The sequence below is a fragment of the Pseudomonas orientalis genome (assembly GCF_001439815.1).
Classification (GTDB): Bacteria; Pseudomonadota; Gammaproteobacteria; order Pseudomonadales; family Pseudomonadaceae; genus Aquipseudomonas; species Aquipseudomonas orientalis.
Genome location: NZ_JYLM01000001.1, coordinates 364,197 through 388,595, shown reverse-complemented (window position 1 = coordinate 388,595; position 24,399 = coordinate 364,197). Strand labels below are relative to the sequence as shown.

At 60.8% G+C, this 24,399-nt stretch carries 23 protein-coding genes; 14 read left to right on the top strand and 9 right to left on the bottom strand.

Annotated elements, in window-relative coordinates; all coding sequences use genetic code 11:
- Positions 1-123: 123 nt before the first annotated feature.
- The gene (gene prmB / locus TU82_RS01740; RefSeq protein ID WP_057721416.1) at positions 124-1,032 is read right to left on the bottom strand and encodes a 50S ribosomal protein L3 N(5)-glutamine methyltransferase; all 909 of its coding nucleotides are present in this window, start codon (positions 1,030-1,032) and stop codon (positions 124-126) included.
- 239 nt (positions 1,033-1,271) lie between these two features.
- Here prmB and TU82_RS01735 point away from each other — a divergent pair, with 239 nt between their 5' ends.
- The 3 genes from TU82_RS01735 to TU82_RS01725 all read left to right on the top strand — a co-directional run bounded on the left by TU82_RS01735 (position 1,272) and on the right by TU82_RS01725 (position 2,958).
- A complete protein-coding gene (locus TU82_RS01735; protein WP_057721415.1) occupies positions 1,272-1,862 on the top strand; it encodes a cysteine hydrolase family protein in 591 nt (196 codons plus the stop codon).
- 142 nt (positions 1,863-2,004) lie between these two features.
- Positions 2,005-2,325 carry a hypothetical protein gene (locus TU82_RS01730; RefSeq protein WP_057721414.1) on the top strand — a complete coding sequence of 107 codons (321 nt, stop codon included), beginning with the start codon at positions 2,005-2,007 and terminating at the stop codon, positions 2,323-2,325.
- A gap of 75 nt (positions 2,326-2,400) precedes the next feature.
- Positions 2,401-2,958: a Smr/MutS family protein gene (locus TU82_RS01725; RefSeq protein WP_057721413.1), complete on the top strand. Its 558-nt coding sequence runs from the start codon at positions 2,401-2,403 to the stop codon at positions 2,956-2,958.
- Between the two features lie 52 nt (positions 2,959-3,010).
- On the opposite strand, the gene TU82_RS01720 is transcribed toward TU82_RS01725, so the two are convergent.
- Both TU82_RS01720 and TU82_RS01715 read right to left on the bottom strand, forming a co-directional pair.
- Entirely contained in the window at positions 3,011-3,199 is a 189-nt protein-coding gene (locus tag TU82_RS01720; RefSeq protein WP_057721412.1) for a hypothetical protein, read from the bottom strand.
- Positions 3,196-3,927 carry a zeta toxin family protein gene (locus TU82_RS01715; RefSeq protein ID WP_057721894.1) on the bottom strand — a complete coding sequence of 244 codons (732 nt, stop codon included), beginning with the start codon at positions 3,925-3,927 and terminating at the stop codon, positions 3,196-3,198. Before TU82_RS01715 ends, TU82_RS01720 begins: the two co-directional genes overlap by 4 nt.
- 183 nt (positions 3,928-4,110) lie before the next feature.
- Between TU82_RS01715 and folE the strand changes: the two genes are divergently transcribed.
- Positions 4,111-4,656 carry a GTP cyclohydrolase I FolE gene (gene folE / locus TU82_RS01710; RefSeq protein WP_057721411.1) on the top strand — a complete coding sequence of 182 codons (546 nt, stop codon included), beginning with the start codon at positions 4,111-4,113 and terminating at the stop codon, positions 4,654-4,656.
- 102 nt (positions 4,657-4,758) lie between these two features.
- Positions 4,759-5,130, top strand: a complete 372-nt coding sequence (locus TU82_RS01705) for a glutathione S-transferase N-terminal domain-containing protein (protein WP_057721410.1) — start codon at positions 4,759-4,761, stop codon at positions 5,128-5,130.
- A gap of 83 nt (positions 5,131-5,213) precedes the next feature.
- Here TU82_RS01705 and TU82_RS01700 read toward each other — a convergent pair whose 3' ends face one another.
- The 3 genes from TU82_RS01700 to TU82_RS01690 are packed head-to-tail and all read right to left on the bottom strand — an operon-like array spanning position 5,214 to position 8,182.
- A complete protein-coding gene (locus TU82_RS01700) occupies positions 5,214-5,552 on the bottom strand; it encodes an AtuA-related protein (protein ID WP_057721409.1) in 339 nt (112 codons plus the stop codon).
- The gene (locus TU82_RS01695; protein WP_057721408.1) at positions 5,549-6,874 is read right to left on the bottom strand and encodes an acyclic terpene utilization AtuA family protein; all 1,326 of its coding nucleotides are present in this window, start codon (positions 6,872-6,874) and stop codon (positions 5,549-5,551) included. The genes TU82_RS01700 and TU82_RS01695 overlap by 4 nt, the downstream gene beginning before the upstream one ends.
- Before the next feature lie 15 nt (positions 6,875-6,889).
- Positions 6,890-8,182, bottom strand: coding sequence for a CitMHS family transporter (locus TU82_RS01690; RefSeq protein WP_057721407.1), 1,293 nt, complete (start codon positions 8,180-8,182; stop codon positions 6,890-6,892).
- Between the two features lie 125 nt (positions 8,183-8,307).
- Between TU82_RS01690 and TU82_RS01685 the strand changes: the two genes are divergently transcribed.
- Positions 8,308-9,204, top strand: a complete 897-nt coding sequence (locus TU82_RS01685; RefSeq protein ID WP_057721406.1) for a LysR family transcriptional regulator — start codon at positions 8,308-8,310, stop codon at positions 9,202-9,204.
- 164 nt (positions 9,205-9,368) lie between these two features.
- On the opposite strand, the gene TU82_RS01680 is transcribed toward TU82_RS01685, so the two are convergent.
- Positions 9,369-9,971, bottom strand: a complete 603-nt coding sequence (locus TU82_RS01680) for a glutathione S-transferase family protein (protein ID WP_057721405.1) — start codon at positions 9,969-9,971, stop codon at positions 9,369-9,371.
- Positions 9,972-10,279: 308 nt separating this feature from the next.
- Between TU82_RS01680 and TU82_RS01675 the strand changes: the two genes are divergently transcribed.
- Together TU82_RS01675 and TU82_RS01670 are read left to right on the top strand one after the other, a co-directional pair.
- Positions 10,280-11,626, top strand: coding sequence for an NCS2 family permease (locus TU82_RS01675; RefSeq protein WP_057721404.1), 1,347 nt, complete (start codon positions 10,280-10,282; stop codon positions 11,624-11,626).
- Between the two features lie 65 nt (positions 11,627-11,691).
- The gene (locus TU82_RS01670; RefSeq protein WP_057721403.1) at positions 11,692-12,327 is read left to right on the top strand and encodes a LysE family translocator; all 636 of its coding nucleotides are present in this window, start codon (positions 11,692-11,694) and stop codon (positions 12,325-12,327) included.
- Here TU82_RS01670 and TU82_RS01665 read toward each other — a convergent pair.
- Positions 12,308-17,446 carry a dermonecrotic toxin domain-containing protein gene (locus TU82_RS01665; RefSeq protein WP_156421624.1) on the bottom strand — a complete coding sequence of 1,713 codons (5,139 nt, stop codon included), beginning with the start codon at positions 17,444-17,446 and terminating at the stop codon, positions 12,308-12,310. The two genes, TU82_RS01670 and TU82_RS01665, sit on opposite strands and share 20 nt — an antisense overlap.
- 145 nt (positions 17,447-17,591) lie before the next feature.
- Positions 17,592-17,945, bottom strand: coding sequence for a hydroxyisourate hydrolase (gene uraH, locus TU82_RS01660; RefSeq protein ID WP_057721402.1), 354 nt, complete (start codon positions 17,943-17,945; stop codon positions 17,592-17,594).
- Between the two features lie 438 nt (positions 17,946-18,383).
- On the opposite strand from uraH, the gene puuE reads away from it, so the two are divergent.
- The 6 genes from puuE to TU82_RS01630 all read left to right on the top strand — a co-directional run bounded on the left by puuE (position 18,384) and on the right by TU82_RS01630 (position 24,366).
- A complete protein-coding gene (gene puuE, locus TU82_RS01655; RefSeq protein WP_057721401.1) occupies positions 18,384-19,310 on the top strand; it encodes an allantoinase PuuE in 927 nt (308 codons plus the stop codon).
- A complete protein-coding gene (gene uraD / locus TU82_RS01650; protein ID WP_057721400.1) occupies positions 19,307-19,822 on the top strand; it encodes a 2-oxo-4-hydroxy-4-carboxy-5-ureidoimidazoline decarboxylase in 516 nt (171 codons plus the stop codon). The genes puuE and uraD overlap by 4 nt, the downstream gene beginning before the upstream one ends.
- 41 nt (positions 19,823-19,863) lie before the next feature.
- Positions 19,864-20,859, top strand: a complete 996-nt coding sequence (gene alc, locus TU82_RS01645; protein ID WP_057721399.1) for an allantoicase — start codon at positions 19,864-19,866, stop codon at positions 20,857-20,859.
- Between the two features lie 145 nt (positions 20,860-21,004).
- On the top strand, positions 21,005-21,508 hold the full coding sequence (locus TU82_RS01640) for an ureidoglycolate lyase (RefSeq protein ID WP_005789953.1): 504 nt from the start codon (positions 21,005-21,007) through the stop codon (positions 21,506-21,508).
- Positions 21,509-21,559: 51 nt separating this feature from the next.
- Positions 21,560-22,843 (top strand): urate hydroxylase PuuD, encoded by a 1,284-nt coding sequence (locus tag TU82_RS01635; protein ID WP_057721398.1) that lies wholly within the window; start codon positions 21,560-21,562, stop codon positions 22,841-22,843.
- A gap of 176 nt (positions 22,844-23,019) precedes the next feature.
- Positions 23,020-24,366 carry a nucleobase:cation symporter-2 family protein gene (locus tag TU82_RS01630; RefSeq protein WP_057721397.1) on the top strand — a complete coding sequence of 449 codons (1,347 nt, stop codon included), beginning with the start codon at positions 23,020-23,022 and terminating at the stop codon, positions 24,364-24,366.
- Positions 24,367-24,399: the final 33 nt, after the last annotated feature.

Genomic DNA, 24,399 nt, shown 5'->3' with positions numbered 1-24,399 from the left:
GATTGAAATACCACCAATGTGGGAGGGGGCTTGCCCCCGATAGCGGTATGTCAGTTAGCAATGCATTTGCTGACACTGCCTCATCGGGGGCAAGCCCCCCCCACATTGACCCTACTTCTTCAGTTAGATCCTGGCGGCGAAGACGGCCTGATGCGTCCGGCACTGCTCCGCCGTCAACATGAACACCCCATGCCCACCCCGCTGGAAGTCCAGCCAGGCGAAATCCACTTCCGGGTACAGCGCTTGAACATGCACCTGGCTGTTGCCCACTTCGACAATCAGCAAGCCCTTTTCGGTCAGATGCTCCGCCGCTTCGGCCAGCATGCGCCGTACCAGATTCAAGCCATCATCGCCGCACGCCAGGCCCAATTCCGGTTCGTGCTGGTACTCATCCGGCATATCGGCGAAATCTTCGGCATCCACGTACGGCGGATTGGACACGATCAGATCGAAGCGCTGACCCGGCAGCCCATCAAAGCCGTCGCCCTGCACGGTATATACGCGCTCATCGACGCCGTGGCGCTCGATGTTCTGATTGGCCACTTCAAGGGCTTCAAAGGACAAGTCGCCCAACACCACCTCGGCCTCCGGGAATTCGTAGGCACAGGCGATGCCGATGCAGCCGGAGCCGGTGCACAAATCGAGAATGCGCGCCGGCGGCTGGGCCAGCCAGGGCTCGAAGCGGTTTTCGATCAGTTCGCCAATGGGTGAGCGCGGAATCAGCACGCGCTCATCTACGATAAACGACATGCCGCAGAACCAGGCCTCCTTGAGCAAGTAGGCCGTGGGCACGCGCTCATGGATGCGCCGATGCAACAAACGCTGCACGTGGGAGATTTCCTCTTCTTCCAGATTGCAGTCCAAGTAGCTGTCGGCAATTTCCCACGGCAGGTGCAGGGCGCCGAGTACCAGTTGCCGGGCTTCATCCCAGGCGTTGTCGGTGCCGTGGCCAAAAAACAGGTCTTCCCCATGGAAACGGCTGACAGCCCAACGGATATGGTCGCGCAAGGTGCGCAGGCGGGAAGTGATCACGGGGGCAGACTCCTGGAAAAAACGACTGGCGATTCTAACAGTGTTCATCTGTACCGACGATGTACGAAATGCCGTTGCCGTATGTCGGATTTCATCCAAATCATCACGAATGGCTTAAACAAGCCACCCTCTTGACATGGCTGCACGCCAGCAACGGCGTACCTTACGATGGTGGCGATTCACAGAACCGCTCAGCCAGTGGACAATGTCGCAAAAGCCCCCCTCACAGGAGCCCCAGAATGTCCGTTCCAAAGACGATGTTTCAACTCAGCGGTCGTGGTTACGCAGCTGCCAACCTGGCCCATGCGACCCTCGTGATCATCGACGCCCAGAAGGAATACCTCAGCGGCCCACTCGCCCTCTCGGGCATGGACGCGGCGGTCGGCAACATCAAGCAACTGGCGAATGCTGCGCGCAACGCCGGACGCCCGATTGTGCATGTGCGCCACCTGGGGACCGTCGGCGGCCTGTTCGATCCGCAAGGCGAGCGCGGCGAATTCATTCCCGGCCTGGAGCCTGAAGGCGACGAAACCATTATCGGCAAGCTGCTGCCCAGCGCCTTTCACGGCACCGGCCTGGAAAAACACTTGCAGGACCTGGGTTCGCTGGACCTGATCGTCTGCGGATTCATGAGCCACTCCAGCGTCAGCACCACGGTACGCGCCGCCAAGAACCTCGGCTTTCGCTGCACCCTGGTGGAAGATGCCTGTGCTACACGCGACTTGCCCTACAAGGGAGGCGTGCTCAGTGCCGAGCACGTGCAACAAACCGAAATGGCCATCATGGCCGACAACTTCGCGACCCTGGCGTTGACCAAAGATCTGATCTGATCGTCTCTCTGATGAGCGGTGTGCCGATGTTCATTGCCCCGCTCATCCGCAAAGCCCGCTCATTTCGCGCATTTACCTCGGGCACAGGAACAACCTGTGCATCTTCCGGTCGAAGGGCCGATACCCTGGAGGAAAGGTCGGAATGAAGATATCCGATGGTTTTGATGCTCGTCGCTTGCGCCCCAAGGGCCCGAGCAATTGGCGTCTGCGCCTGGTGGCGGGCTTTGCCGCGCTGCTGGCGATCGTAGGTCTGTTGTTGGCAGGCGCTGGTGGCGCCGGTCTGTTTGGGCATTCGCCGGCACTCGGCGAACTGAATGCCAGCCCTGGCGGCTCGGCGATCCTGCTGGGGATCGGCCTGTTGGTGCTGTGGTTGGGTGTATGGCTATGGCGCCGCAGTCGTCGGAAAATGCGCCAACCGTTGTCGTTGAATATCGCCTCGCACCTGATGAAAAAGCACGACTAATGGCGCTTGGATAGCATTTGCCGCGCCCCAGCCGCCGCGATTTAGGTAAACTGCCCGCCCTTCGCGGAGGCTGACATGCAAGACGACGATTTTTCCCTGTTCAAGAACGAGCTGCGCGGCGTCAAGCCGATCAAGCACGACCGCGCCGACACCGGCAAACCCAAGGCTGATCGGGCGCAAATCGCCAAGCTGCGTCAGGCCGCGACCGTGCGCACCGATGCCACCACCGTGGATGGATTGTCGGACCAGTTCGTGATCGACGTCGGCCCCGAAGATGAGTTGATGTGGGCCCGCGACGGGGTACAGGAAAGCCAGATGCGCAAGCTCAAGGCCGGCCAGATCCCATTCGAAGGCAGCCTCGACCTGCACGGCATGACCGTGGAAAAAGCTCGGGAAACCCTGTGGGCCTTCCTCGCCGAAGCCACCAAATTCGAAATCCGCTGCGTGCGCGTCACCCACGGCAAGGCCGTGCGGCTGGACGGCAAGCGGCCGATGATCAAGAGCCACGTCAACACCTGGCTGCGCCAACACACCCAGGTACTCGGCTTTACCTCCTGCCAGGCCCGCCACGGCGGGGCCGGCGCGGTGTATGTGATGCTCAAGCGCACCATGATGGAAGGGCGCGACGAGTAACAGACAAAAAGCCCAGCACTCAGGCTGGGCTTTCAATCAGAAAATCCGGGCTTTATTCGCCGGAGAACTCTTTAGCCTTCTTCTCTCTTGCCAGTGAAATCATGGCTTTTTGCATCGTGATTGCAGTATTGGCTGCGCTTCGATAGACCGCCCGCTTCTCCTCTACCGAACAGCTTCGGAAAAAGTCGGACATGGTTGTAGAAGGGTATTTTTCCAGTGTTTCCGTGATTTCGCCTTTCATGGGGCTACTCCGGCCAACATTTGCTCAAGTTGTTCAGGATGGTAGGGCTGCCTGACCAGTTCGTCAATTTCGTCGGTTGACAGGTCAATACCAACCTCGGCATCGGCCCCATCAGTATCCTTGAGAATCACATCGACCTGGATTTTCCCCAGAAGCTCGCGCTTCAATTGGCACACCGTCGCCTTGGATGCATAGAACTGGCGAACAAATTCCACACAAGGGATATTTCTGCCTTCAATGGCTTCCCGTGCAAGCACGAATTCCCATGCCAGTTCCGGCTTCTGATACACATACATGATTTGAACTGACCGGTTTTTCTTGCCGAGCGCACGCTGGATGTTTTTTCGCGCAACGTCGATATTCGCAAGAGTCCCATCCAGAAGAAACGACTGTCGCTGCTGATAAACGAGGTCGATGGCCCGCTCCACCATAACGGTTACGCCGCGCTGAAACAGGCTCGAATTCGCACCGGTATACTCAGGAAAATAATCTCTGAAGTCGTCAGGGTCGATACGAAGCGTTTTGGCCCCATGTGCCTCCATCAAATTAACAAAGGACTTCGAGACCTCAGTCTTACCGGCGCCAGGAGAACCCGCCATAAAAACCGATACGGGATATTCTTCACCGGGGTAGCGAGTCAAGCAGGCCAAATCCCTGGCGATTCGTGTCCGATTCGCCTTCGCAAAGCCGATAGCACGCTCAGCAATACTTCGTTCCCGTGGCGTCATCACATACTCCTCACTGGAGGCCGACTTTAACATCGGCTTCGTCCGGGAATACACCTGTCGCCGTACCTACGCTACTATGTGCGCCAATCACCAGCGCACACTGCGATATCAGCGCGATAACAACGCTTCATATTGGTACAGGCATACACCGTACCGCTCTGAAACTCATACGGAAACAGTCCTGTGACATTGGAACAAAACTACACCGCGATTCTCGGCCAACTCGGCGAGGACGTCTCCCGCGAGGGCCTGCTCGACACGCCAAAACGTGCCGCCAAGGCGATGCAGTACCTCTGCCGCGGGTATGAACAGACGCTCGAAGAAGTCACCAATGGCGCCTTGTTCAGCTCCGACAACAGCGAAATGGTGCTGGTCAAGGACATCGAGTTGTACTCGCTGTGCGAACACCACCTGCTGCCCTTTATCGGCAAGGCCCACGTTGCGTACATCCCGAGCGGCAAAGTGCTGGGCCTGTCGAAGGTCGCACGGATCGTCGACATGTATGCGCGGCGCCTGCAGATCCAGGAAAACCTCAGCCGCCAGATCGCTGATGCGGTGCTGGAAGTGACCGGCGCCCTCGGCGTGGCGGTGGTGATCGAAGCCAAGCACATGTGCATGATGATGCGCGGTGTGGAAAAACAGAATTCGTCGATGATCACCTCGGTGATGCTCGGTGAGTTCCGTGACAACGCGGCCACCCGCAGCGAATTTCTCAGCCTGATCAAGTAAGTGGCTGTGTAGGAAAAACCGGCGTTCATCGCCGGTTTTTTTTTCGCCGGTAAAATTCAGGTAAGCTGCGACCCCTTCTCCATGGGCAAGAGGCTTTCAGCCATGTTCGTCAAAGCACTACGAATCGGCCTCGGCCAGATCATCATCGCCGGCGACTTCCTGACCCGTCCGCGCAAAAAGCAGCGCCCCGCCGAACAACAGGCGCAGGTGAACGCAGCGGCCAAAGACCTGACCCTGTATCAGTTCCATGCCTGCCCGTTCTGCGTGAAAACCCGGCGTACCCTGCATCGCCTGAATGTGCCGGTAGCGCTCAAGGACGCGAAGAACAACGCACAGGATCGCCAGACCCTGTTGGAGCAAGGCGGCAAGATCAAGGTGCCGTGCCTGCGTATCGAAGAGAATGGCCAGACCACCTGGATGTATGACTCCAAGGTGATCATTGATTACCTGGACAAGCGCTTCGCCGCGATCTGACAGACCTGCGCGGATCCACTGTGGGAGGGGGCTTGCCCCCGATGACGTCGGCCCAGCAAACACTGATGTTGGTTGACCCACCGCTATCGGGGGCAAGCCCCCTCCCACGGTGTTGGCAAATCCAGGTCCAACAGTGCCGACCCCAGGCACTTGCCATGAGCATCCAGCGCCAGCGAGCGGGTCACGCCGCCGCGCAGGATGCCCGGCAACACAAAATTCAGCGCCTGCACATTGGGCAACTCATAACGCCGGACCGGCGCAGCGCCGGGTTCCAGCAAGTCGGCAAAGCACTCGGCCACCCGCTCCGCCGTAAGCTGTTCGCACAGCAATGGATAGTCTTCGGCGCGATAGGCAATGATCGAGACGTTCGACGTATCGCCCTTGTCCCCGGTGCGGGAATGGGCCAGCGTGTGCAGTTTCATCCTTCAATCCTCGGTGTGACGGCGCCACGCGGCAGCAGCAACGACGCCACCGCCACCACCTGACGCACGCTCTTGCTCGCTCCACCACCGCCGGCCGGGCCGTTGGTGTAGAGGGTTTCCACTTCATTGCCGACCCGTACGGCATCACCGCGATCCGCACAACGGGCAGCGACGCGCAGGCGCACTTCCCACGGTTCGACGTGGCTGCGCGGACCGTGCAATGAGTCCATGCCGATCAACTCGGCGCGCACGTCCTGCATCGTCACGCCGATCAGTTCCAGACGCTTGAGCACTACATCCCGTGCCAACTGCGCCCGCGCGACAGCGCCAGGGCCGCCGTAGGACATTTGCCCTTCACCAATCCAGCCATCCAGATAACCGACGCTGACCTTCAGCTGTTCAGGCCGGGCACGGCCGTCGGCCCCCTGAACACGCACCCGGTCAATACCCTCCTCGACAAAACCCACTCGTGAGAAGTCGGCCGTGACATCCGGAGTCAGATAGGCCGCCGGGTCGTGCACTTCGTAGATCAATTGTTCGCTGCAGGTGGCGCGACTGACCTGCCCCCCGGAGCCCGCTACCTTGGTGATCAATGCATGGCCGTCGGCGTCGACCTCGGCCAACGGAAAGCCCAGGCGTGCCAGGTCATCCACATCCTTTAAGCCTGGGTCGGCGAAATAACCACCGCTGACCTGCCCCGCACACTCAAGCAAATGCCCGACCAAGGTGCCGCGGCCCAGGCGCAGCCAATCGTCGGCGGCCCAGCCGAACTCAAACATCTGCGGCGCAAGAAACAATGACGGGTCGGCCACACGCCCCGTAATCACTACATCGGCGTCGGCGCGCAAGGCTTCCAGGATGCCGTCCACACCCAGGTAGGCATTCGCCGAAATCAGCCGGTCGCCCAGTGCGCCCAGGGTCTGGCCGTTGTCCAGCATCTGCTCGGGCCGCAACGCCGACAGCACATCGTCGCCCAGCACGGCCACCACTTTGAGCTTCACGCCCAGCTCACCGGCAATGCGCCGCACTTGAGCGGCAGCAGACACGGGGTTGGCCGCGCCCATATTAGTGATCACGCGCAGACGGCGGCGACCCGGTTGCCGCCCGACAAAGGGCAGCACACGGTGCATGCGCTCGCTCAACAAGGGGTCGTAGCCGCCCGCCGGATCACTGATACGCGCCTGTTGCGCCAGGGCAATCGTGCGTTCGGCCAGGCATTCGAACACCAGGTAATCCAGGTCGCCCTGTTCGGCCAGTTCCACGGCGGGTTCGATACGGTCACCGGAATAGCCGGCACCGGCGCCGATGCGCAAGGTTTTCATCTCAGATAACTCCTCTTAGATAATTCCCAGGAGCAGCGCGGTCAGGGTCATCAGCACCGACGCGGCGAATAGAAAAGGAATGGTGAAGCGCTGGTGATCGGCCAGTTCGATCTTGCACAGGCCCACCAGCAGGAAGGTCGCGGGGGTCAGCGGGCTGACCGGGAAACCGGTTGTGTGCACGCCCAGCAACGAGGCCTGGGCCACTTGCAGCGGATCGACACCCAGGGCCTTGCCGACTTCGGCAATCACCGGCATCACGCCGAAATAGTAGGAATCGGGATCGAACAACATGCTCAACGGCATGGAAATAAAGCCGACCACCGCCGGGATCAGCTTGCCATGGCCGGCCGGGATCTGCGCCACCGCCACTTCGGCAATCGCCTTGAGCATGCCGGTGCCTTGCATGATGCCGGTGAACACGCCGGCGGCGAGCAGGATACTGGCCATGGTCAGGGCGGTTTTGGCATGGGCGTCGATACGCGCGCGCTGGGCGTCGACATTGGGGTAGTTGATGCACAGCGCCACTACGGTGCCGAGCATGAACATCACCACCGGGTCGACCCAGCCGGCAATCATCACCACCATCACCAGCACGGTGAGGATCAGGTTGACCCAGAACAGCCGTGGCCGGCGCAGCTTGATATCGTCGTCACTGAGCACCCGCTGCGGTACTGCGTCCACGCGGGAACCGGCGCCCAGGCCCAAGCGTTTTTCTTCCCGATGGCCCAGCCACCAGGCGCAGGCGAACACAAAGATCAGACCGACAATCTGCACCGGGATCAGCGGCTGGAACAGGTCCGCCACCGGCACATGCAAGGCTGCGGACGAGCGCAGCACCGGACCGGTCCACGGCAGGAAGTTGACCCCGGCGGCCATCGCACAGACACAGGCCAGGATGCGCTTGTCGATACCCAGCCGGGTGTACAGCGGCAACATCGCCGGCACCGTCACCAGAAAGGTCACCGCGCCGGAGCCGTCCAGGTGCACCAGCAGCGCCAGGGTCGCGGTGCCGACGACAATCCGTGTAGGACGCGTGCCGACCGTGCGCAGGATGCGGTCGATAATCGGGTCGAGCATGCCGGCGTCGGTCATGATCCCGAAGAACAGGATCGCAAACACAAACATGCCCACCACCGGGGCGACGTTCTTGATGCCGGTGATGATAAAGGTGCTGGTTTGCAGGCCGAACCCGCCGATCAATGCGGCAATGATCGGCAACGCAATCAGGGCCACCAGCGGCGAGAGGCGCTTGCTCATGACGGCGGCAAGCAGGCAGAGGATGGTGATGACACCCAGGGTCGCGAGCATGGGGTACTCCAGAGCGGCCTTGATGGCCGGTTATTGTTTTCCCTGGAGTATTGGAAGCGGGTTAGTCTTTGTAAATTGGAATATTCGGCATAGCGCGTTCGGAAAAACAAAATGAAGCCGCTCTTATGAAAAATAGCATCCAGCACATCCAGGCCTTTCTCGCCGTCGCCCGTACCGGCAGTTTCACCAAGGCCGCCAACGAGCTGCATCTGTCTCCGTCAGCCCTCACCGTGCAGGTGCAACAACTGGAAGACTGGCTCGGCGTCGCCCTGCTCGACCGCAGCCCGCGCCACGTGAGCATCACCGCCGCCGGCCAGGAGGCGCGTGGCCCCATGGAAAAATTGCTGCTGGACCTGGACAACATCGTCACCGGCTCGCGCGACCTCGCGGCCCTGCGTCGGGGGGTGGTCACCCTCGCCGCCCTGCCCTCGGTGTGCGCCGGCAGCCTGCCGCCGGTGTTGCGCCTGTTTCGCGAACGTTTTGCCGGGATCGAAGTGCGTCTGCATGACCTGGTAGCCCATCGCATTCATGCCCAGGTGCGTTCCGGCGAGGTGGATTTCGGCATCGGCGTGCGCGCGCGCCTGAGCCACGGCCTGGACTTCGTGCCGGTGCTGAATGATCGGCTGTGCGCGTTTGTGCCGCTGGGCCATGGGCTGACGCGCTATCGGTCACTGACCCTGGAGCAACTGGCAGACCAACCGATCATCCTGACCGGACGCGACAGCAGCGTGCGCGAGCAAGTGGACGCGCTGTTTGACCAGACGCGACTGACGCTGAACGCGGGCATGGAGGCCAACTACATGTCCACGGTGCTGGCGCTGGTGCGCCAGGGGTTGGGGATCAGTGTGCTGCCGGAGTCGGCGGCGGACAGCCTGGAGGGGTTGCAGCGGATCAACATCGATCATCCCGGCGTGAACCGGGAGATCGGGTTGATCAGCCGCAGCGGGGCGGCGTTGAGCCCGGCAGCACAGCGCTGTTACGACCTGCTGAATAAAGAACTAGCAGACTCACCATTGAGCTGAATGCGGGAGGCGGCTTGGCGAACACCACCCTCTGTAGGAGCGCGCTTGCTCGCGAAAAACGTCAACGATAACGCGTACCTCCTGAATGAACGCGGTGCCTGTAAGTTTTTCGCGAGCAAGCTCGCTCCTGCATCAGGACGTGCCCCCACCTTTTGATTGCATGATCAGTCCAGCATCGGGACATGCCGAGGATGACTGGCCACGCGCTGCAGCCAGGCCTGCACCGCCGGATACGGCGCCAGATCAAACCCGCCTTCATGGGCCACATGGGTGTAGGCATACAGCGCGATATCGGCAATCGAACAGTGCTCGCCCACCAGATACGGCGTGGCTTGCAGCTGGCGCTCCATCACCTTCAGGGCCTTGTAACCGCCCTTGTGGGTCGTCTTGTATTCCTCGAGGCGATCCTGCGGCATGTTCTGGTAAAACTGAATGAACCGCGCCACCGCAATATACGGCTCATGGCTGTATTGCTCGAAGAACTGCCACTGCAATACCTGGGTGCGCAGACGCGGCTCGCTCGGCAAAAAGTCGCTGCCATCGGCGAGGAAGTTGAGAATCGCGTTGGACTCCCACAGGCAGGTGCCATCTTCAAGTTCCAGCACCGGGATCTTGCCGTTGGGGTTCTTGGCCAGGAATTCAGGGGTCTGGGTGTCGCCCTTGAGAATATCGATATCGATCCATTGGTACGGGATGCCCAACAGATTGAGCATCAATTTGACCTTGTAGCAGTTGCCCGATTGGTAATCGCCATAAACCTTGTACATGGGCTCCCCTTATGCCGCTTGACGCGCTCTGAACGAACGCTTGCGCCCACAAAGTGCGGGTATCGAAGGTTTGTTTCAAGGCATTGCGCAGAATAAATCCGCCCGCCTGCCGTAGGGACAGCCTTTCATCCCTTTGCGCCGAGATAATCGAAAACATTATTTGCTTTATTTGTATACAAAAGCATAATTCGCTTCGTGCGAGTTCCTGACCTATCAGTCAACAAAACCCGCCAGTACCTCAAAGCGCTGTTGCCCACTCATGTGACCGGCGCTGGAAATAACAATAAAACGATTGAGGAGTACTCGCTGTGGATAGCCGTAAAACCGAAGCCCCTGCCCTGGACGTCAGCCCGCCGCCGCATGACTGGCTCGAACGCCTGTTCAAACTGCGCTTGCATGGCACCACAGTGAAGACCGAGCTGATCGCCGGCCTTACCACCTTCATCACCATGGCCTACATCATCTTCGTCAACCCCAACATCATGGCCGATGCGGGCATCGACCACGGTGCGGCGTTCGTCGCCACCTGCATCGCCGCCGCGCTGGGCTGCCTGTTGATGGGCCTGTACGCCAACTGGCCGGTGGGCCTGGCGCCGGGCATGGGCTTGAATGCGTTTTTTACCTACACCGTGGTCGGCACCATGGGCTACCACTGGGAGACCGCCCTCGGCGCGGTGTTTATCTCCGGCGTATTGTTCATGATTCTTACGCTGTCGCGCATCCGTGAATGGCTGCTCAACAGTATTCCCGTGAGTCTGCGCCACGCCATGGGCGCCGGGGTGGGCCTGTTCCTCGGCGTGATCGGTCTTAAAACCGCCGGGATCATCGTGGACAGCCCGGCGACCCTGATCAAGCTCGGCTCCCTGCATGAACCTGCGCCGCTGCTGGCGGCGGTGTGTTTCCTGCTGATCGCCATTCTCAGCTATCACCGCGTGTTCGGCGCGATCCTGATCAGCATCATCGCCGTCACCCTGGCGGGGTGGGGCCTGGGCCTGGTGCATTACAACGGCATTCTCTCCACCCCACCGAGCCTGGCGCCGACCTGGATGGCCATGGACGTGATAGGTGTGTTCAATGTAAGCATGATCAGCGTGGTATTCGCCTTTCTTTTTGTACACATGTTCGACACGGCGGGTACACTGATGGGCGTTGCGCAGCGTGCCGGCCTGGTGAACGCCGACGGCAAGATCGACAACCTGTCCCGCGCGCTGAAGGCCGACAGTGCTTCCAGTGTATTCGGTGCCATGGTCGGCGTGCCGCCCGTGACCAGCTACGTGGAAAGCGCCGCCGGTGTGGCAGCCGGGGGGCGTACCGGGTTGACCGCTGTCACGGTGGGCGTGCTGTTTGTGGCGGCGATGTTCTTCGCGCCGCTGGCCGGTATGATCCCCGCCTACGCCACCGCCGGCGCGTTGATCTACGTGGCGATGCTGATGATGGCGAGCATGGCGCATATCAACTGGGATGAAGCCACCGACAGCATTCCGGCGATCGTCACCGCGATCATGATGCCGCTGACGTTTTCGGTCGCCGACGGTATCGCCCTGGGCTTTATCACGTATGTGGCGCTCAAGACCGGCACCGGCAAGTACCGCGAGATTTCCGTCAGCCTGTGGGTGCTGTGCGCGATTTTTATCGCCAAGTTCATCTTCCTGTAATTCAGGAACGGCTGAAAAACCGCCTCATCTTCGGGTGAGGCTTTTGCATGAAGGGAGAAACGTAGATGAACCTGGAAACCTGGCTGCTGTTCAGCGGCGCCGCGCTGGTGGTGATCCTGATCCCCGGCCCGTTGTCCCTGCTGATGATCAGCAACAGCCTGAACTATGGCCTGCGCCGCTCGTACCCGGCATTCCTGGGCGGGGTGTTTGCCTCGATCTGCCTGCTGAGCGCCTCGGCCCTGGGCCTGGGCGCCCTGCTGTTGGCGTCCGAGCACGTGTTCAGTGCATTGAAGATCGTGGGTGCGCTGTACCTGTTCTACCTCGCCTGGCAGAGCTGGCAGCAATCGCGCCTGCCGGCCCAGGGTGCACACGTGCCGCAGACGCCGGCCGTGCCGCGCTTTCGCGCCTTGTTTGGGCGGGCTTTTGTGCTGGGTGCGAGCAACCCCAAGGACATCCTGTTTTTCGCCGCCTTCCTGCCGCAATTTCTCAGCAGCCAGCAACCGTTCCTGCCGCAATTGCTGACCATGATCGCCACGTGGACAGTGCTCGACCTGCTGTGCAAACTGGCCTATGGCTCGGGCGCCCATGGCGCCGCACGCTATTTGCGCAGCGGTTCGGGACAGAGCTGGTTCAACCGCATCAGCGCGGCGCTGTTCGGCGGCGCCGGCATTGCGTCATTGATCAAAGCTCCCCTGGCCTGATGAAGTAGATCGTGGGCGGCCTGACGTTCTGGACCCCCGCGACCAGCTTGACCAACCGTCCCTCGTTCGAGGCTTCGATGACCTGCCGATATAACGCCGGATACACCTGGCTCTTATTCAGAAACCAATCATTGGAAAGTAGTCGCCTGGCGCCCAGTTTCATAGGCATGCTTTTTCCGTCCAGCCATTTGGGCATGATGTAATAGAGCTTATTGGAGGCTGGATGGGTCGCCAGAAGATGGGGATAACGAGGCGCATAGACAAGATTCAAGCGTTGTACCGCAAACCCTTGTTGCTGCAGTATCCGCGTGGCTTGCTCAAGACTGGCCACTACTCGTCTTTGGGTGATCGCATTCTGGCCTTTGGGTTTGACGAACAGGGAACGGTCAAACGTCGACGGCAAGTTGAAATCCATACGCTCGAAATTGCCGACTTGCCCGTCTGCGCCCACATACAGGCTGAACGGCTTGCGTGGCTGCAAAGGCCGCAACATTCTTATCAAGTCATCGGTTCGAACCGTTTGCCCCGGCGCTTGAGGCCTCCACTCGTCCAGAGCTGCGCGAATCCTTAATAAGCGAGTGCTCGTCAGTGCGCGCTCACCCGGATCGGCCAGTTCAACCAACCTGCGCGCCGCATGCCGTGCACTGGACGGTGTCAGCTCTGGAAATCTGGCGTTGATCGAGGCAGACAATGGCTGGTTGAACAGCGCCTCCCGGGCGGTCCAGCGCAGGTCCTCGCCATAGGTGAACAGCACGGGCTGAGGCGTGGTCCCGTCCCCCAGCAGCATACTGATGCTGTCGATACTGTCCATCAGCGATCCTGGCGGCTTGAGAAAAACCACGTCGGGATCGACCCGGGAGCCGCCGGACAGGGTTTCATAATACTGATCGCCCACTTTAAGGCTCGGATTGCTGACCTGTTCCATCGTAAATATTTTGCGGTGCGGCGCAAGCTCCACCGCCTTGCGCGAGCCCAGTGGTTGCCCCCAGTTCCGCCAGGCGCTCGTCAGATTGTGCGGGCGCCTGCCCAGTTGTTCCGCCGACGCAACGGGCGGCGGCGTCCAACTGACCGGAACCTTCGAGGGGGGGAGTGTCTGCTGCCAGAATGGCGTGGCGCTCGAGCTGGGCCCCGGCTGCGGCTCGGGGGCATCGGCCCCCAACAACCACTGGCGCGGTTCCTCGATGTTCAATATCAGTTCGTTGTCCCCAGGTGTTTGCGCGTTCTTGAAGCGCAGTTGCTGTTCGCCATCGCGCTGATACACCTGATAACGTTCGCCCTTGGCATCGGTGACGAATTGTTCGCCGTTTTTAAGCCGGGAGCCTTTGCTCACAGGCCCTTTCAATTCAATCGCATCACTGGCCAACCCCGAGAGTTTGTAGGGCTCCAGGCCCTTGAAGGTCAGGGGGGAGGAAGGTGGGCGCAACGACAATCGGCTCTGAACAGGCTGGCGCCGACGCAACTGATTGAGGGCCGATCTCAGCGGTCTCACGGCGACCTGCTTGAGCGGTTTGGCGACGGGTCCGATCTTGAACGGAGCGAACGTCAGCGCCACATCCAGCACCAGTTGATGAATGGCAATCGCCAGGTCAACGCCGTCGCCCGTGCTGTGATAGAGACGTCGTGCGGCCAACAGGACATCATGCAGCAGCACGCCCAGGGACACGAAGGGGATCATGGACAACAGCCCCTTGATCGTTTGAGCCTTTTGCTCAGCCAATCGCCAGCGACGATAAACCTCCAGCGAAGCCTGAGAGTTGGACTCGGCACGCCCCTGGCGCTGCACCCTCAGCACCTGTGCATGGGCCAGCGCTGCGACCATGTCGCGTGCGTCAGTTTGGGTGATACCCAACCACTGTGCAGGCATCACCTCCTGTTGTTCACGAATCTCCAGCTCGATCTCGCTGAGTGCCGTGGCCGGGAATACCCGCTTGCTTTTAAACCAGCGATACAGATACCGGCCAACGAATAACGCGCTGGGCTCGGTAACCCCCACCAAGGCAAACATCCGCAGTTGCTCCAGCATGCTGCGCCAGAGCGTTCGCGGGGTGACTACAGGGGTGATTGCTCCTGGATAACCGGCGAGCGCTTGCGTCTCTGAGCCAGGGGCAATGAATTTCGCAAGCTCGACAATGTGCTCCTGCGCCTGCCAGTGCCTGGTCAGGGTTTCACGTAGAGCGTCGAGACTGATGTGCTCCGAAAGCACCGGGAAATTGGTTGCAGCGGGCCAGTAGAAAACACAGTGCTGCGCGTCGGGGTCCTGGATCACTATCATCCCGGCAATATGACGCGCCCAGGGCACCGTCACCGCCTCAAGCCTGAGGAAACACAGGCGCAGTGACGAGGATGCGCCGTGTTGCAGGGCTATTGCGCGACTGAACAGCTTTAGCCCTTGCTCGCTCAGCTTGAGCTGTCGGGCACTGATCAGGTCTATTTTCGTCTGACGCCGTACCGGCCTGCGCAACAGTTCATGGCGCAGCGGCGAGTGCGTAGCGGCATCCGCGATATCGCCTTCACCGTAGCAAACACTGAGGATTTTTCGATCGTACTGGTCACCGATATCCAAGGCGGCGATGGTCTTGATCAAATAATCCACGCTCAAGCGCTCCTTCCATGAAGGGATCACGTACCGCATGCGTTTCAGGCGCCAGGCGGTCCAGGGCGCTTCGGGGTCGAGGTTGTTCAGCGCCAGCTGCAAAAAGCTGTAGGTGGTGCGTTCTTTGCTGACCACGGTTTTCGCTCCTGCCTCACCGGGAGGACGCTCCGGATGGCCGGCCCAGACTTTGCTCACATCATCGGGGATATCGAACAGCGGCTGATCGATATCCAGCTCAGGGTAGAGCCCATCCAGGGTCAACTGCCGAATCAACAGGGGGCGGGCGAAGTTCTCCACACTCCCCAGCGCATCCACCAGTTGACGCTGCAGGTTCAGCGCACTGCGGTGCTGGCGATTGACCAACCGCGCGTGCCGCCTGCTGATGGACACCGGCGCCTGGGCGTACCAGGCCGGCATTGCGGTTGCCAACGAGGCCCCCGTCATGACCATCTGCAGGTTGTTCAGGGCCACCTCCCTGACATCGTGGCCCGGTACCTGCAGGCTTTGGGCAACCTCGGCCGCCAGCAGGGTCGTTGCCAGCGCGGCATCGCTGACCTCGGTAAACACCCGTTCGCCCGCGATGATTTTCTGGCGTGCGTCAGCGAAACCCTTTACCTGTTCCTTGAGGCCGACCAACAGCACGTCGCCATCGATGTCCGCAAAGCACACCGTGACGGCCTCGTTGGGTGGCAGGCACCGGACCCAACTGCGCGCTGCATTGCGCTCGGCACGTCCGACGCCCTGCCACAGCGGGCTCGGCTCGCGCGCCATGAAACTGGCCTGCAAGCGCTGCGTCAGCGCCGGCAGGGATTTGAAGCGCTGCAGCCCGCCTTCCAGCCCCGGCATGTACAACAACGTCGCCTGATGAGCCTGGTCCGAGGCGCCCGCCACCACGAACACGCCAAGCAATCGGAAAGCTGGCTGCGTGCCCCCTCCCAGCGTCACAGAAAGCACTCTACCGGCACCGAGGCCACGCATTTGCGACGGTTTCTCGACCACCGCCCTGACCCGCGCCAGCAAGTGTTCGTCAATGAACTTGAGCCGATGCATCAACTGCGCCTCGTTGATCAAGGCCGCGCCACGCGCCGCCAGCAAGCGCTCCCGGCGGCTGGGCTCACCGCTGGCAGGCCCCACCCAGAATGACTCGTCATCCAATCGATGTTCATGGCCTTCGAGCAAGGTCGAGCAGTGTTGACGCTGCTCCAGCCACTGCTGGTGCAAGGCAGTGAAAGCCTTGAAGTCGACCGTTTCCTCACTCGGCTTATCATCATCAAGCAAACCTGTCAGCGCCTGTTCATACTGCTGCTGTTTCTGCTCGCGCAGACGCAATGGCAGGCTGTGGGACAGGCTGGCGAAGCTGATTTGCACATGCCGCTCGTGCTGGTCGCGGCTCAGCAGGTGTGCCAGGGTCGAATTCCAGCCAGCCGGCATGCACAACAGCTTGCGCCCCTGTTCCACCTGCAATAGACGCTCGACCGGTTGCATGTAGGCGCCTTTGATCGCATCGCCAGCAAACAGGTAAGCAATATTGATATCCAGCAACGTTGCCATCTCGTTGTCCCACTGCACATGCAAAAGCGCCCTGGCGCTGTTCTCGAACGCATGGCTATCGACCCGCGGACCCAACTGCCCTGCCACCATGGGCAGCGCGGAGGATGCGGTGACATCGGGTAACTCATGGCGCCTGCGCAGCGCCAGCAACGGCCACAACGAGTGTGCCTGTGCCGTCACCAGCTCAGGGAAGCGACTCTGCCAGGCCTGGTGCGTTTCGAACTCATAAAACGGTGGCGCAAGACCCGGCAGGAACAGCACCTGTCGGGTGTGAGCAGGGTCCGCTTCGTAGTAGAGATGCAGCGCGCCACAGAAGGGAACAGTGGCGCCGGACTTGCCTGGGCATACCACTTGCGCCACCCGCAGGTCGGCACGCAGGCCGCCTGCCCGTGTACGTTGCTCGGCGGTGGGCGCCTCGACCACCGTCATGACCATGGCTAATCCTTCCTCGGTTAACTGGTTGAGTCCGTGGGCCAGCAGCGCCTGGTCGCCGACCAACTCGTGGTACAGCTCACACCAGTACGCCTCGCGCGTCGCTAATCGATCCTCAGCCAGCACTTGCCAGAAGGCCGGTGCCGCAGACTCGATGCGCGCCAACAGATCCACTTTCAGCACCCGGCTCAAGGCCGCGTCGGCCAGTTGCCGGGACTGACACGCTCGCTGACTCAGCTTGCCCTCACGGACACAGGCGCGCTCAGCCAGCAAGCGCATCACCGTGTCGGTCAAGCTAAGACGCCAGGGCATCTCGTCAGGGGCCAAGGGCACATTGAGCAACAAGGAGTCGGGGTCCATTTGAAAGGTGTCGCGCAAGGTCTGGCGAATCAGACGACTGATACGTGGCGCGCGGACTTGCATCCGTTGCAGTACATGCGCCCGGTCCGCGCAGCGTGCATGGGCAAGGTAGAGCTCGTTGAGCTGGCGACCGGATGTGACGGTCGTGTTGAGGCGGTCGAGCAGAAAGGGTTCGGGTCCCATGTCTACGTCCATTTTTTCTGAAAAAAAAAGACTAGGCAGTTGGAGTGAGCCGCCGGAGTTACATAGTTGACGGTCGAAAAAAAGCCCGCAGTGTGCGCGGGCGAAACCAACGAAGAGCATTTGGGGGTGTGAAGCGAGGTGACGCTCAGCTACCGCGATACGTGGAGTAGCTGTAAGGCGAAATCAACAGGGGCACATGGTAATGCGCTTGCTCGGCGCTGATGCCGAAGCGTAATACCACTACATCCAGAAAAGCCGGTTCGGGCAACTGCACGCCACGGGCGCGGTAATAATCACCGGCGTTGAATTGCAGCTGGTAGACACCGCTGCGGTAGTCGTCGCCTTGCAACAGCGGCGCATCGCAGCGGCCGTCGCTGTTGGTCGTGGCGGTGGCGACCCGTTCAAGCCGGGCGCCTTCGACGCGGTACAGCTCAACGTTGATTGCGGCGCCGGGGCAGCCGTGCGCGGCGTCCAAAACGTGTGTGGTCAAACGTCCCATGGCGTCATGCGCCTCCCGAAGTCAGTAAAGAAACAACCCGCACTCTTTCAGGGCAGCGAAAAAGCCGGCGATGGCTGATTAAGACACTTTTTAAAAAAATTGTACACAATAAATTCCACAGCCTTCCAATCCCCTGTAGGAGCGAGCTTGCTCGCGGAAAACGCCAACGATAACGCGGGCTTTCAGAATGAAAAGTGGCGCGCTCAGGTTTTTCGCGAGCAAGCTCGCTCCTACAGTGGGGTTTTTCGCCTTTAGCTGACCAGTCAGGCAGGTTTCTTGCAAGGCAAGGCGTGGAGTCCGTTCAGAAAAAATGCAGAAATGCAGGCTTACAAAGTTCGCGATAAGTTGTATACAATCACTCATCGCTGTGACGCCCCCCAGTCTTTCCACTGCCCGGCCGCCACACATTTGCTACCACGAACAAGAAGGAAGACTGCAGTGAGCGCTGACTACCCACGCGACCTGATCGGTTACGGCAGTAACCCTCCTCACCCCCACTGGCCGGGCAAGGCACGCATCGCGCTGTCGTTCGTACTCAATTACGAAGAAGGCGGTGAGCGGAACGTATTGCATGGTGACAAGGAATCCGAAGCCTTTCTCTCGGAAATGGTCTCGGCCCAGCCACTGCAGGGCGCGCGCAACATGAGCATGGAGTCGCTGTACGAATACGGCAGCCGTGCCGGTGTGTGGCGCATCCTCAAATTGTTTAAAGAGTTCGACATCCCGCTGACCATCTTTGCCGTGGCCATGGCCGCCCAGCGCCATCCGGATGTGATCCGCGCCATGGTCGCCGCAGGCCACGAGATCTGCAGCCACGGCTACCGCTGGATCGACTACCAGTACATGGACGAGGCCCAGGAGCGCGAGCATATGCTCGAAGCGATCCGCATCCTCACCGAACTGACCGGCGAGCGCCCGCTGGGCTGGTACACCGGCCGCACCGGCCCCAACACCCGGCGCCTGGTAATGGAAGAAGGCGGTTTCCTGTACGACTGCGACACCTACGACGACGACCTGCCCTACTGGGAACCCAACAACCCGACCGGCAAGCCGCACCTGGTGATCCCCTACACCCTGGACACCAACGACATGCGCTTCACCCAGGTGCAGGGCTTCAACAAGGGCGATGACTTTTTCGAGTACCTCAAGGATGCCTTCGACGTGCTGTACGCCGAAGGGGCCGAAGCGCCGAAGATGCTGTCCATCGGCCTGCACTGCCGCCTGATCGGCCGTCCGGCGCGCCTGGCTTCGCTCAAGCGTTTTATCGAATACGCCAAAAGCCATGAACAGGTGTGGTTCACCCGCCGCGTCGACATTGCCCGTCACTGGCACGAAACCCACCCGTACACGGGAACCGCGAAATGACTGCATTCCAGACCCTGAAACCGTCGAGCCTGAGCCGCGATGAATTCGTCGCCGCCTTCGCCGATATCTACGAACACTCGCCATGGGTAGCCGAAAAGGCCTTTGAGCTGGGCCAGGACACGTCGATCGACCAGATCGAAACGCTGCACCAGCGCATGAGCGATATCCTGTTGAGTGCTGATCATGCCTCGCAACTGGCGCTGATCAATGCTCACCCGGACCTGGCAGGCAAAGCCGCCGTCCAGGGCCAACTGACCCAAGCCAGCACTGATGAGCAAGCTGGCGCGGGGATTCACCAATGCACGGCCGAAGAGTTCTCGCGCTTCACCGAGCTGAACGAGGCCTACAAGGCCAAGTTCAAGTTTCCCTTCATCATGGCGGTAAAAGGCAGCAACCGGCATCAGATCCTCGCCGCGTTCGAAACGCGCATCCACAACTCTGCAGACGCCGAGTTCAAGTGCGCGCTGGACGAGATCAACAAGATCGCGTTGTTCCGCTTACTGACCCTCTAAACGACCATTCCCAGCCACTCTATCCAAGGCAGACAAGAAGAATGAATGCTTACGCCGTACCTTTCGAAAAGTTCGTCAACCTGGCCGACGCCCGCCTGGGCACCAAAATCATCTCGGTGACCGATGACTGGTTCGCCGACGCCAACCGGCTGTTCCAGCCGACCCCGGCCGTGTGGAAGGAGGGCGTTTTCGATGACAACGGCAAGTGGATGGACGGCTGGGAGTCACGTCGCAAGCGCTTCGAAGGCTACGACAGCGCGGTGATCCGCCTGGGCGTACCGGGTTCGATCAAGGGCGTGGACATCGACACTTCATTCTTCACCGGCAACTTCCCGCCGTCGGCGTCCCTGGAAGCCTGTTTCCTGGCCTCGGGCGAGCCTGACGAGCACACTCAATGGGTGGAAGTGCTGTCGGCCGTCGAGCTGCAGGGCAACAGCCACCACTACCATGAGATCAACAACGCGCAGGCGTTCAGCCACCTGCGCTTCAACATCTACCCGGATGGCGGCGTGGCCCGTCTGCGCGTGTACGGCGTGCCGTTCCGCGACTGGTCCGCGGTGGGCGACAACGAACAGGTCGACCTGGCCGCCGCGCTCAATGGCGGTCGCGCGCTGGCCTGCTCCGATGAACACTTCGGGCGCATGAGCAACATCCTCAACCCGGGCCGTGGCATCAACATGGGCGACGGCTGGGAAACCGCGCGTCGGCGCACACCGGGCAATGACTGGGTGATTGTCGCCCTGGGCCATCCGGGCGAGATCGAGAAAATCATCGTCGACACTCTGCACTTCAAGGGCAACTACCCGGACACTTGCTCGATCCAGGGCGCGTTCGTCAAGGGCGGCACCGACAGCCAGATCGAAACCCAGTCGCTGTTCTGGCGCGAACTGCTGCCGGCGCAGAAGCTGGAAATGCACGCCGAACACACCTTCGCCGAGCAGATCAAGGCGCTGGGGCCGATTACCCATATCCGCTTGAACGTGTTCCCGGATGGCGGTGTGAGTCGCCTGCGAGTATTGGGCAAAGTATCGAAGTAATGCTGAGACTGTAGGAGCGAGCTTGCTCGCGAAGATCGTCAACGATAACGCGCCCATCCTGGATACACGCGGTGTCCTTGCGTTTTTCGCGAGCAAGCTCGCTCCTACATAGATCCAATAACAACTCAAGATTAAGAAGACAGCCATGCGCACACTGATGATCGAACCCCTGACCAAAGAAGCCTTCGCCCCTTTCGGAGACGTGATCGAAACCGATGGCAGCGATCACTTCATGATCAACAACGGGTCGACCATGCGCTTTCACAAACTGGCGACGGTCGAAACGGCACAGCCCGAAGACCACGCCATCATCAGCATCTTCCGCGCCGACGCGCAGGACATGCCGTTGACCGTGTGCATGCTGGAACGACACCCGCTGGGCAGCCAGGCCTTCATTCCGCTGCTCGGCAACCCCTTTCTGATCGTGGTCGCGCCCCTTGGCGATGCACCTGTATCAGGCTTGGTCCGCGCCTTCGTCACCAACGGCAGGCAGGGCATCAATTACCATCGCGGCGTCTGGCACCACCCGGTGCTGACGATCGAAAAGCGGGATGACTTCCTGGTGGTTGATCGCAGTGGCACAGGCAATAACTGCGATGAGCATTTTTTCAAAGAGGATGAGCGGTTGATCCTCGCCCCCCACCAATAAGAGAAGGTCTGATCACCCGACAACAAGGGTGACAGGCGAGAGGTAAGGACTGTGGAAGCACATCTGTTGGAATGGCTGAACCTGAGCGTGCGCTGGGTTCACATGATCACCGGCGTCGCCTGGATCGGCGCTTCGTTCTATTTCGTCTGGCTGGAAAACAACCTCAATCGCGTCAACCCCAAAAGCGGCCTGGCCGGTGACTTGTGGGCGATCCACGGTGGCGGTATCTACCACCTGGAGAAATACAAACTGGCCCCACCGAGCATGCCGGACAACCTGCACTGGTTCAAATGGGAAGCCTATTTCACCTGGATGTCGGGCGTCGCGCTGCTGTGCGTGGTGTTCTACTGGAACCCGACGCTGTACCTGCTGGCCCCCGGCAGCACATTGAGCGGCACCGAAGGCGTGTTGCTGGGCATCGTCTCGCTGTTCGCCGGCTGGTTCATCTATTCCTTTCTCTGCGACTCGGCCCTGGGCAAGCGCCCTGCCCTGCTCGGCCTGATTCTGTTCGTGCTGCTGATCGCGACGGCCTACGGCTTCAGCAAGGTGTTCAGCGGCCGTGGCGCCTACCTGCACGTGGGCGCGGTGATCGGCACGATCATGGTTGGCAACGTGTTCCGTATCATCATGCCCGCCCAGCGCGCACTGGTGGCGGCCATCGCCGAGAACCGCACGCCCGACCCGGCACTCCCGGCCAAAGGCTTGCTGCGCTCGCGCCACAACAACTACTTCACCCTGCCGGTGCTGTTCATCATGATCAGCAACCACTTCCCGAGCACCTACGGCAGCCAGTACAACTGGCTGATCCTGGCCGGGATCGCCGTGGCGGCGGTGCTGGTGCGGCACTACTTCAACACCCGGCATAACAGCCAGAAGTATGCATGGACCTTGCCGGTAGGCGCGCTGGCGATGATCAGCCTGGCGTATGTGACCGGGCCCAAGCCGGCACCGGAAGTGGCCAAGGCACCTGCGGCCATCGAGTACCAGCCACTGCCGGAAACCGCCCTGGGCGGCGGTTTGAAACCCGCAGCGCCTGCGGCACCCGCCGCTGAACCGGCACCGGCCCAGGCCGGCACCGACTTCGGGCAGGTGCACCACGTGATCGAGCAACGCTGCACGGTCTGCCACTCGGCCAAACCCACCAGTCCATTGTTCAGCACCGCACCGGCTGGCGTGATGTTCGACACGCCGGAGCAGATCCAGCAACAGGCTGCGCGCATTCAGGCGCAGGCGGTGGCGAGCCAGATTATGCCGCTGGGCAACATCACGCAGATGACCCAGCAGGAACGGGATCTGATCGGCACCTGGATCAATCAGGGAGCCCGTACCAACTAACTGATTCACAGAGATCCAATGTGGGAGGGGGCTTGCCCCCGATAGCGGTGTGTCATTCACAGCATCTATGACTGGACCGCCGCCATCGGGGGCAAGCCCCCTCCCACATTTGGACAGGCTGTGTGTTGACGATTGCGTTCCAAACGACACAACAATAAAAAGATCCGAGGTGTTGCATGTCCCAGTTAGAAACCCAGACTCCTGCCGCGCCCGCCATGGTGCGGCTGCCCCTCCTGCAACTGATTCTGGTTGGCTTGCAACACGTCTTGCTGATGTACGGCGGCGCCGTCGCCGTACCCCTGATCATTGGCCAGGCCGCAGGTTTGAGCCGTGAAGAAATCGCCTTCCTGATCAACGCCGACCTGTTGGTCGCCGGCATCGCCACCCTCGTGCAGTCGTTCGGCATCGGCCCGCTGGGCATTCGCATGCCGGTGATGATGGGTGCCAGTTTCGCCGCCGTCGGCAGCATGGTCGCCATGGCCGGCATGCCCGGTATCGGCTTGCAGGGCATCTTCGGCGCGACCATCGCCGCCGGGTTCTTCGGCATGCTGATTGCGCCATTCATGTCCAAGGTGGTGCGCTTTTTCCCGCCGCTGGTGACCGGCACGGTGATTACCGCCATCGGTCTGTCGCTGTTTCCGGTGGCCGTGAACTGGGCCGGTGGCGGCAGCGCGGCCGCTACGTTCGGCTCGCCGGTGTACCTGGCGGTCGCCGCGCTGGTGCTGGCCACCATCCTGCTGATCAACCGTTTCATGCGCGGTTTCTGGGTGAACATCTCGGTACTGATCGGCATGGGCCTGGGTTATGCGTTGTGCGGCGTTATCGGCATGGTCGACCTCAGCGGCCTGGCCCAGGCGCCGTGGGTGCAGGTGGTAACGCCGTTGCACTTTGGCATGCCGAAGTTCGAGCTGGCGCCGATCCTGTCGATGTGCCTGGTGGTGGTGATCATCTTTGTCGAGTCCACCGGCATGTTTCTCGCCCTGGGCAAGATCACCGGCCAGGAGGTCACACCAAGGATGCTGCGTCGTGGCCTGCTGTGTGATGCCGGGGCGTCATTTTTCGCCGGGTTCTTCAACACCTTCACCCACTCTTCGTTCGCGCAGAATATCGGCCTGGTGCAGATGACCGGCGTGCGCTGCCGTTCGGTGACGATCATGGCCGGGGGCTTTCTGATCGTACTGAGCCTGCTGCCCAAGGCTGCCTACCTGGTGGCCTCGATTCCGCCGGCGGTACTGGGCGGCGCAGCAATTGCCATGTTCGGCATGGTGGCGGCGACCGGTATCAAGATCCTCCAGGAAGCCGACATCGCCGACCGGCGCAACCAGTTGCTGGTGGCGGTGAGCATCGGCATGGGCCTGATCCCGGTGGTGCGCCCGGAGTTCTTCGCGCAGTTGCCGTTGTGGATGAGCCCGATCACCCACAGTGGCATCGCCATGGCCACCCTCAGCGCGCTGTCGCTGAATATCCTGTTCAACATTCTCGGCGGTGCCGAGCGTCCTGCCGTTGAGCACGCCCACACCTGACCCTGCCCCATTGTCGCCCTGTGCGCGCTGTAA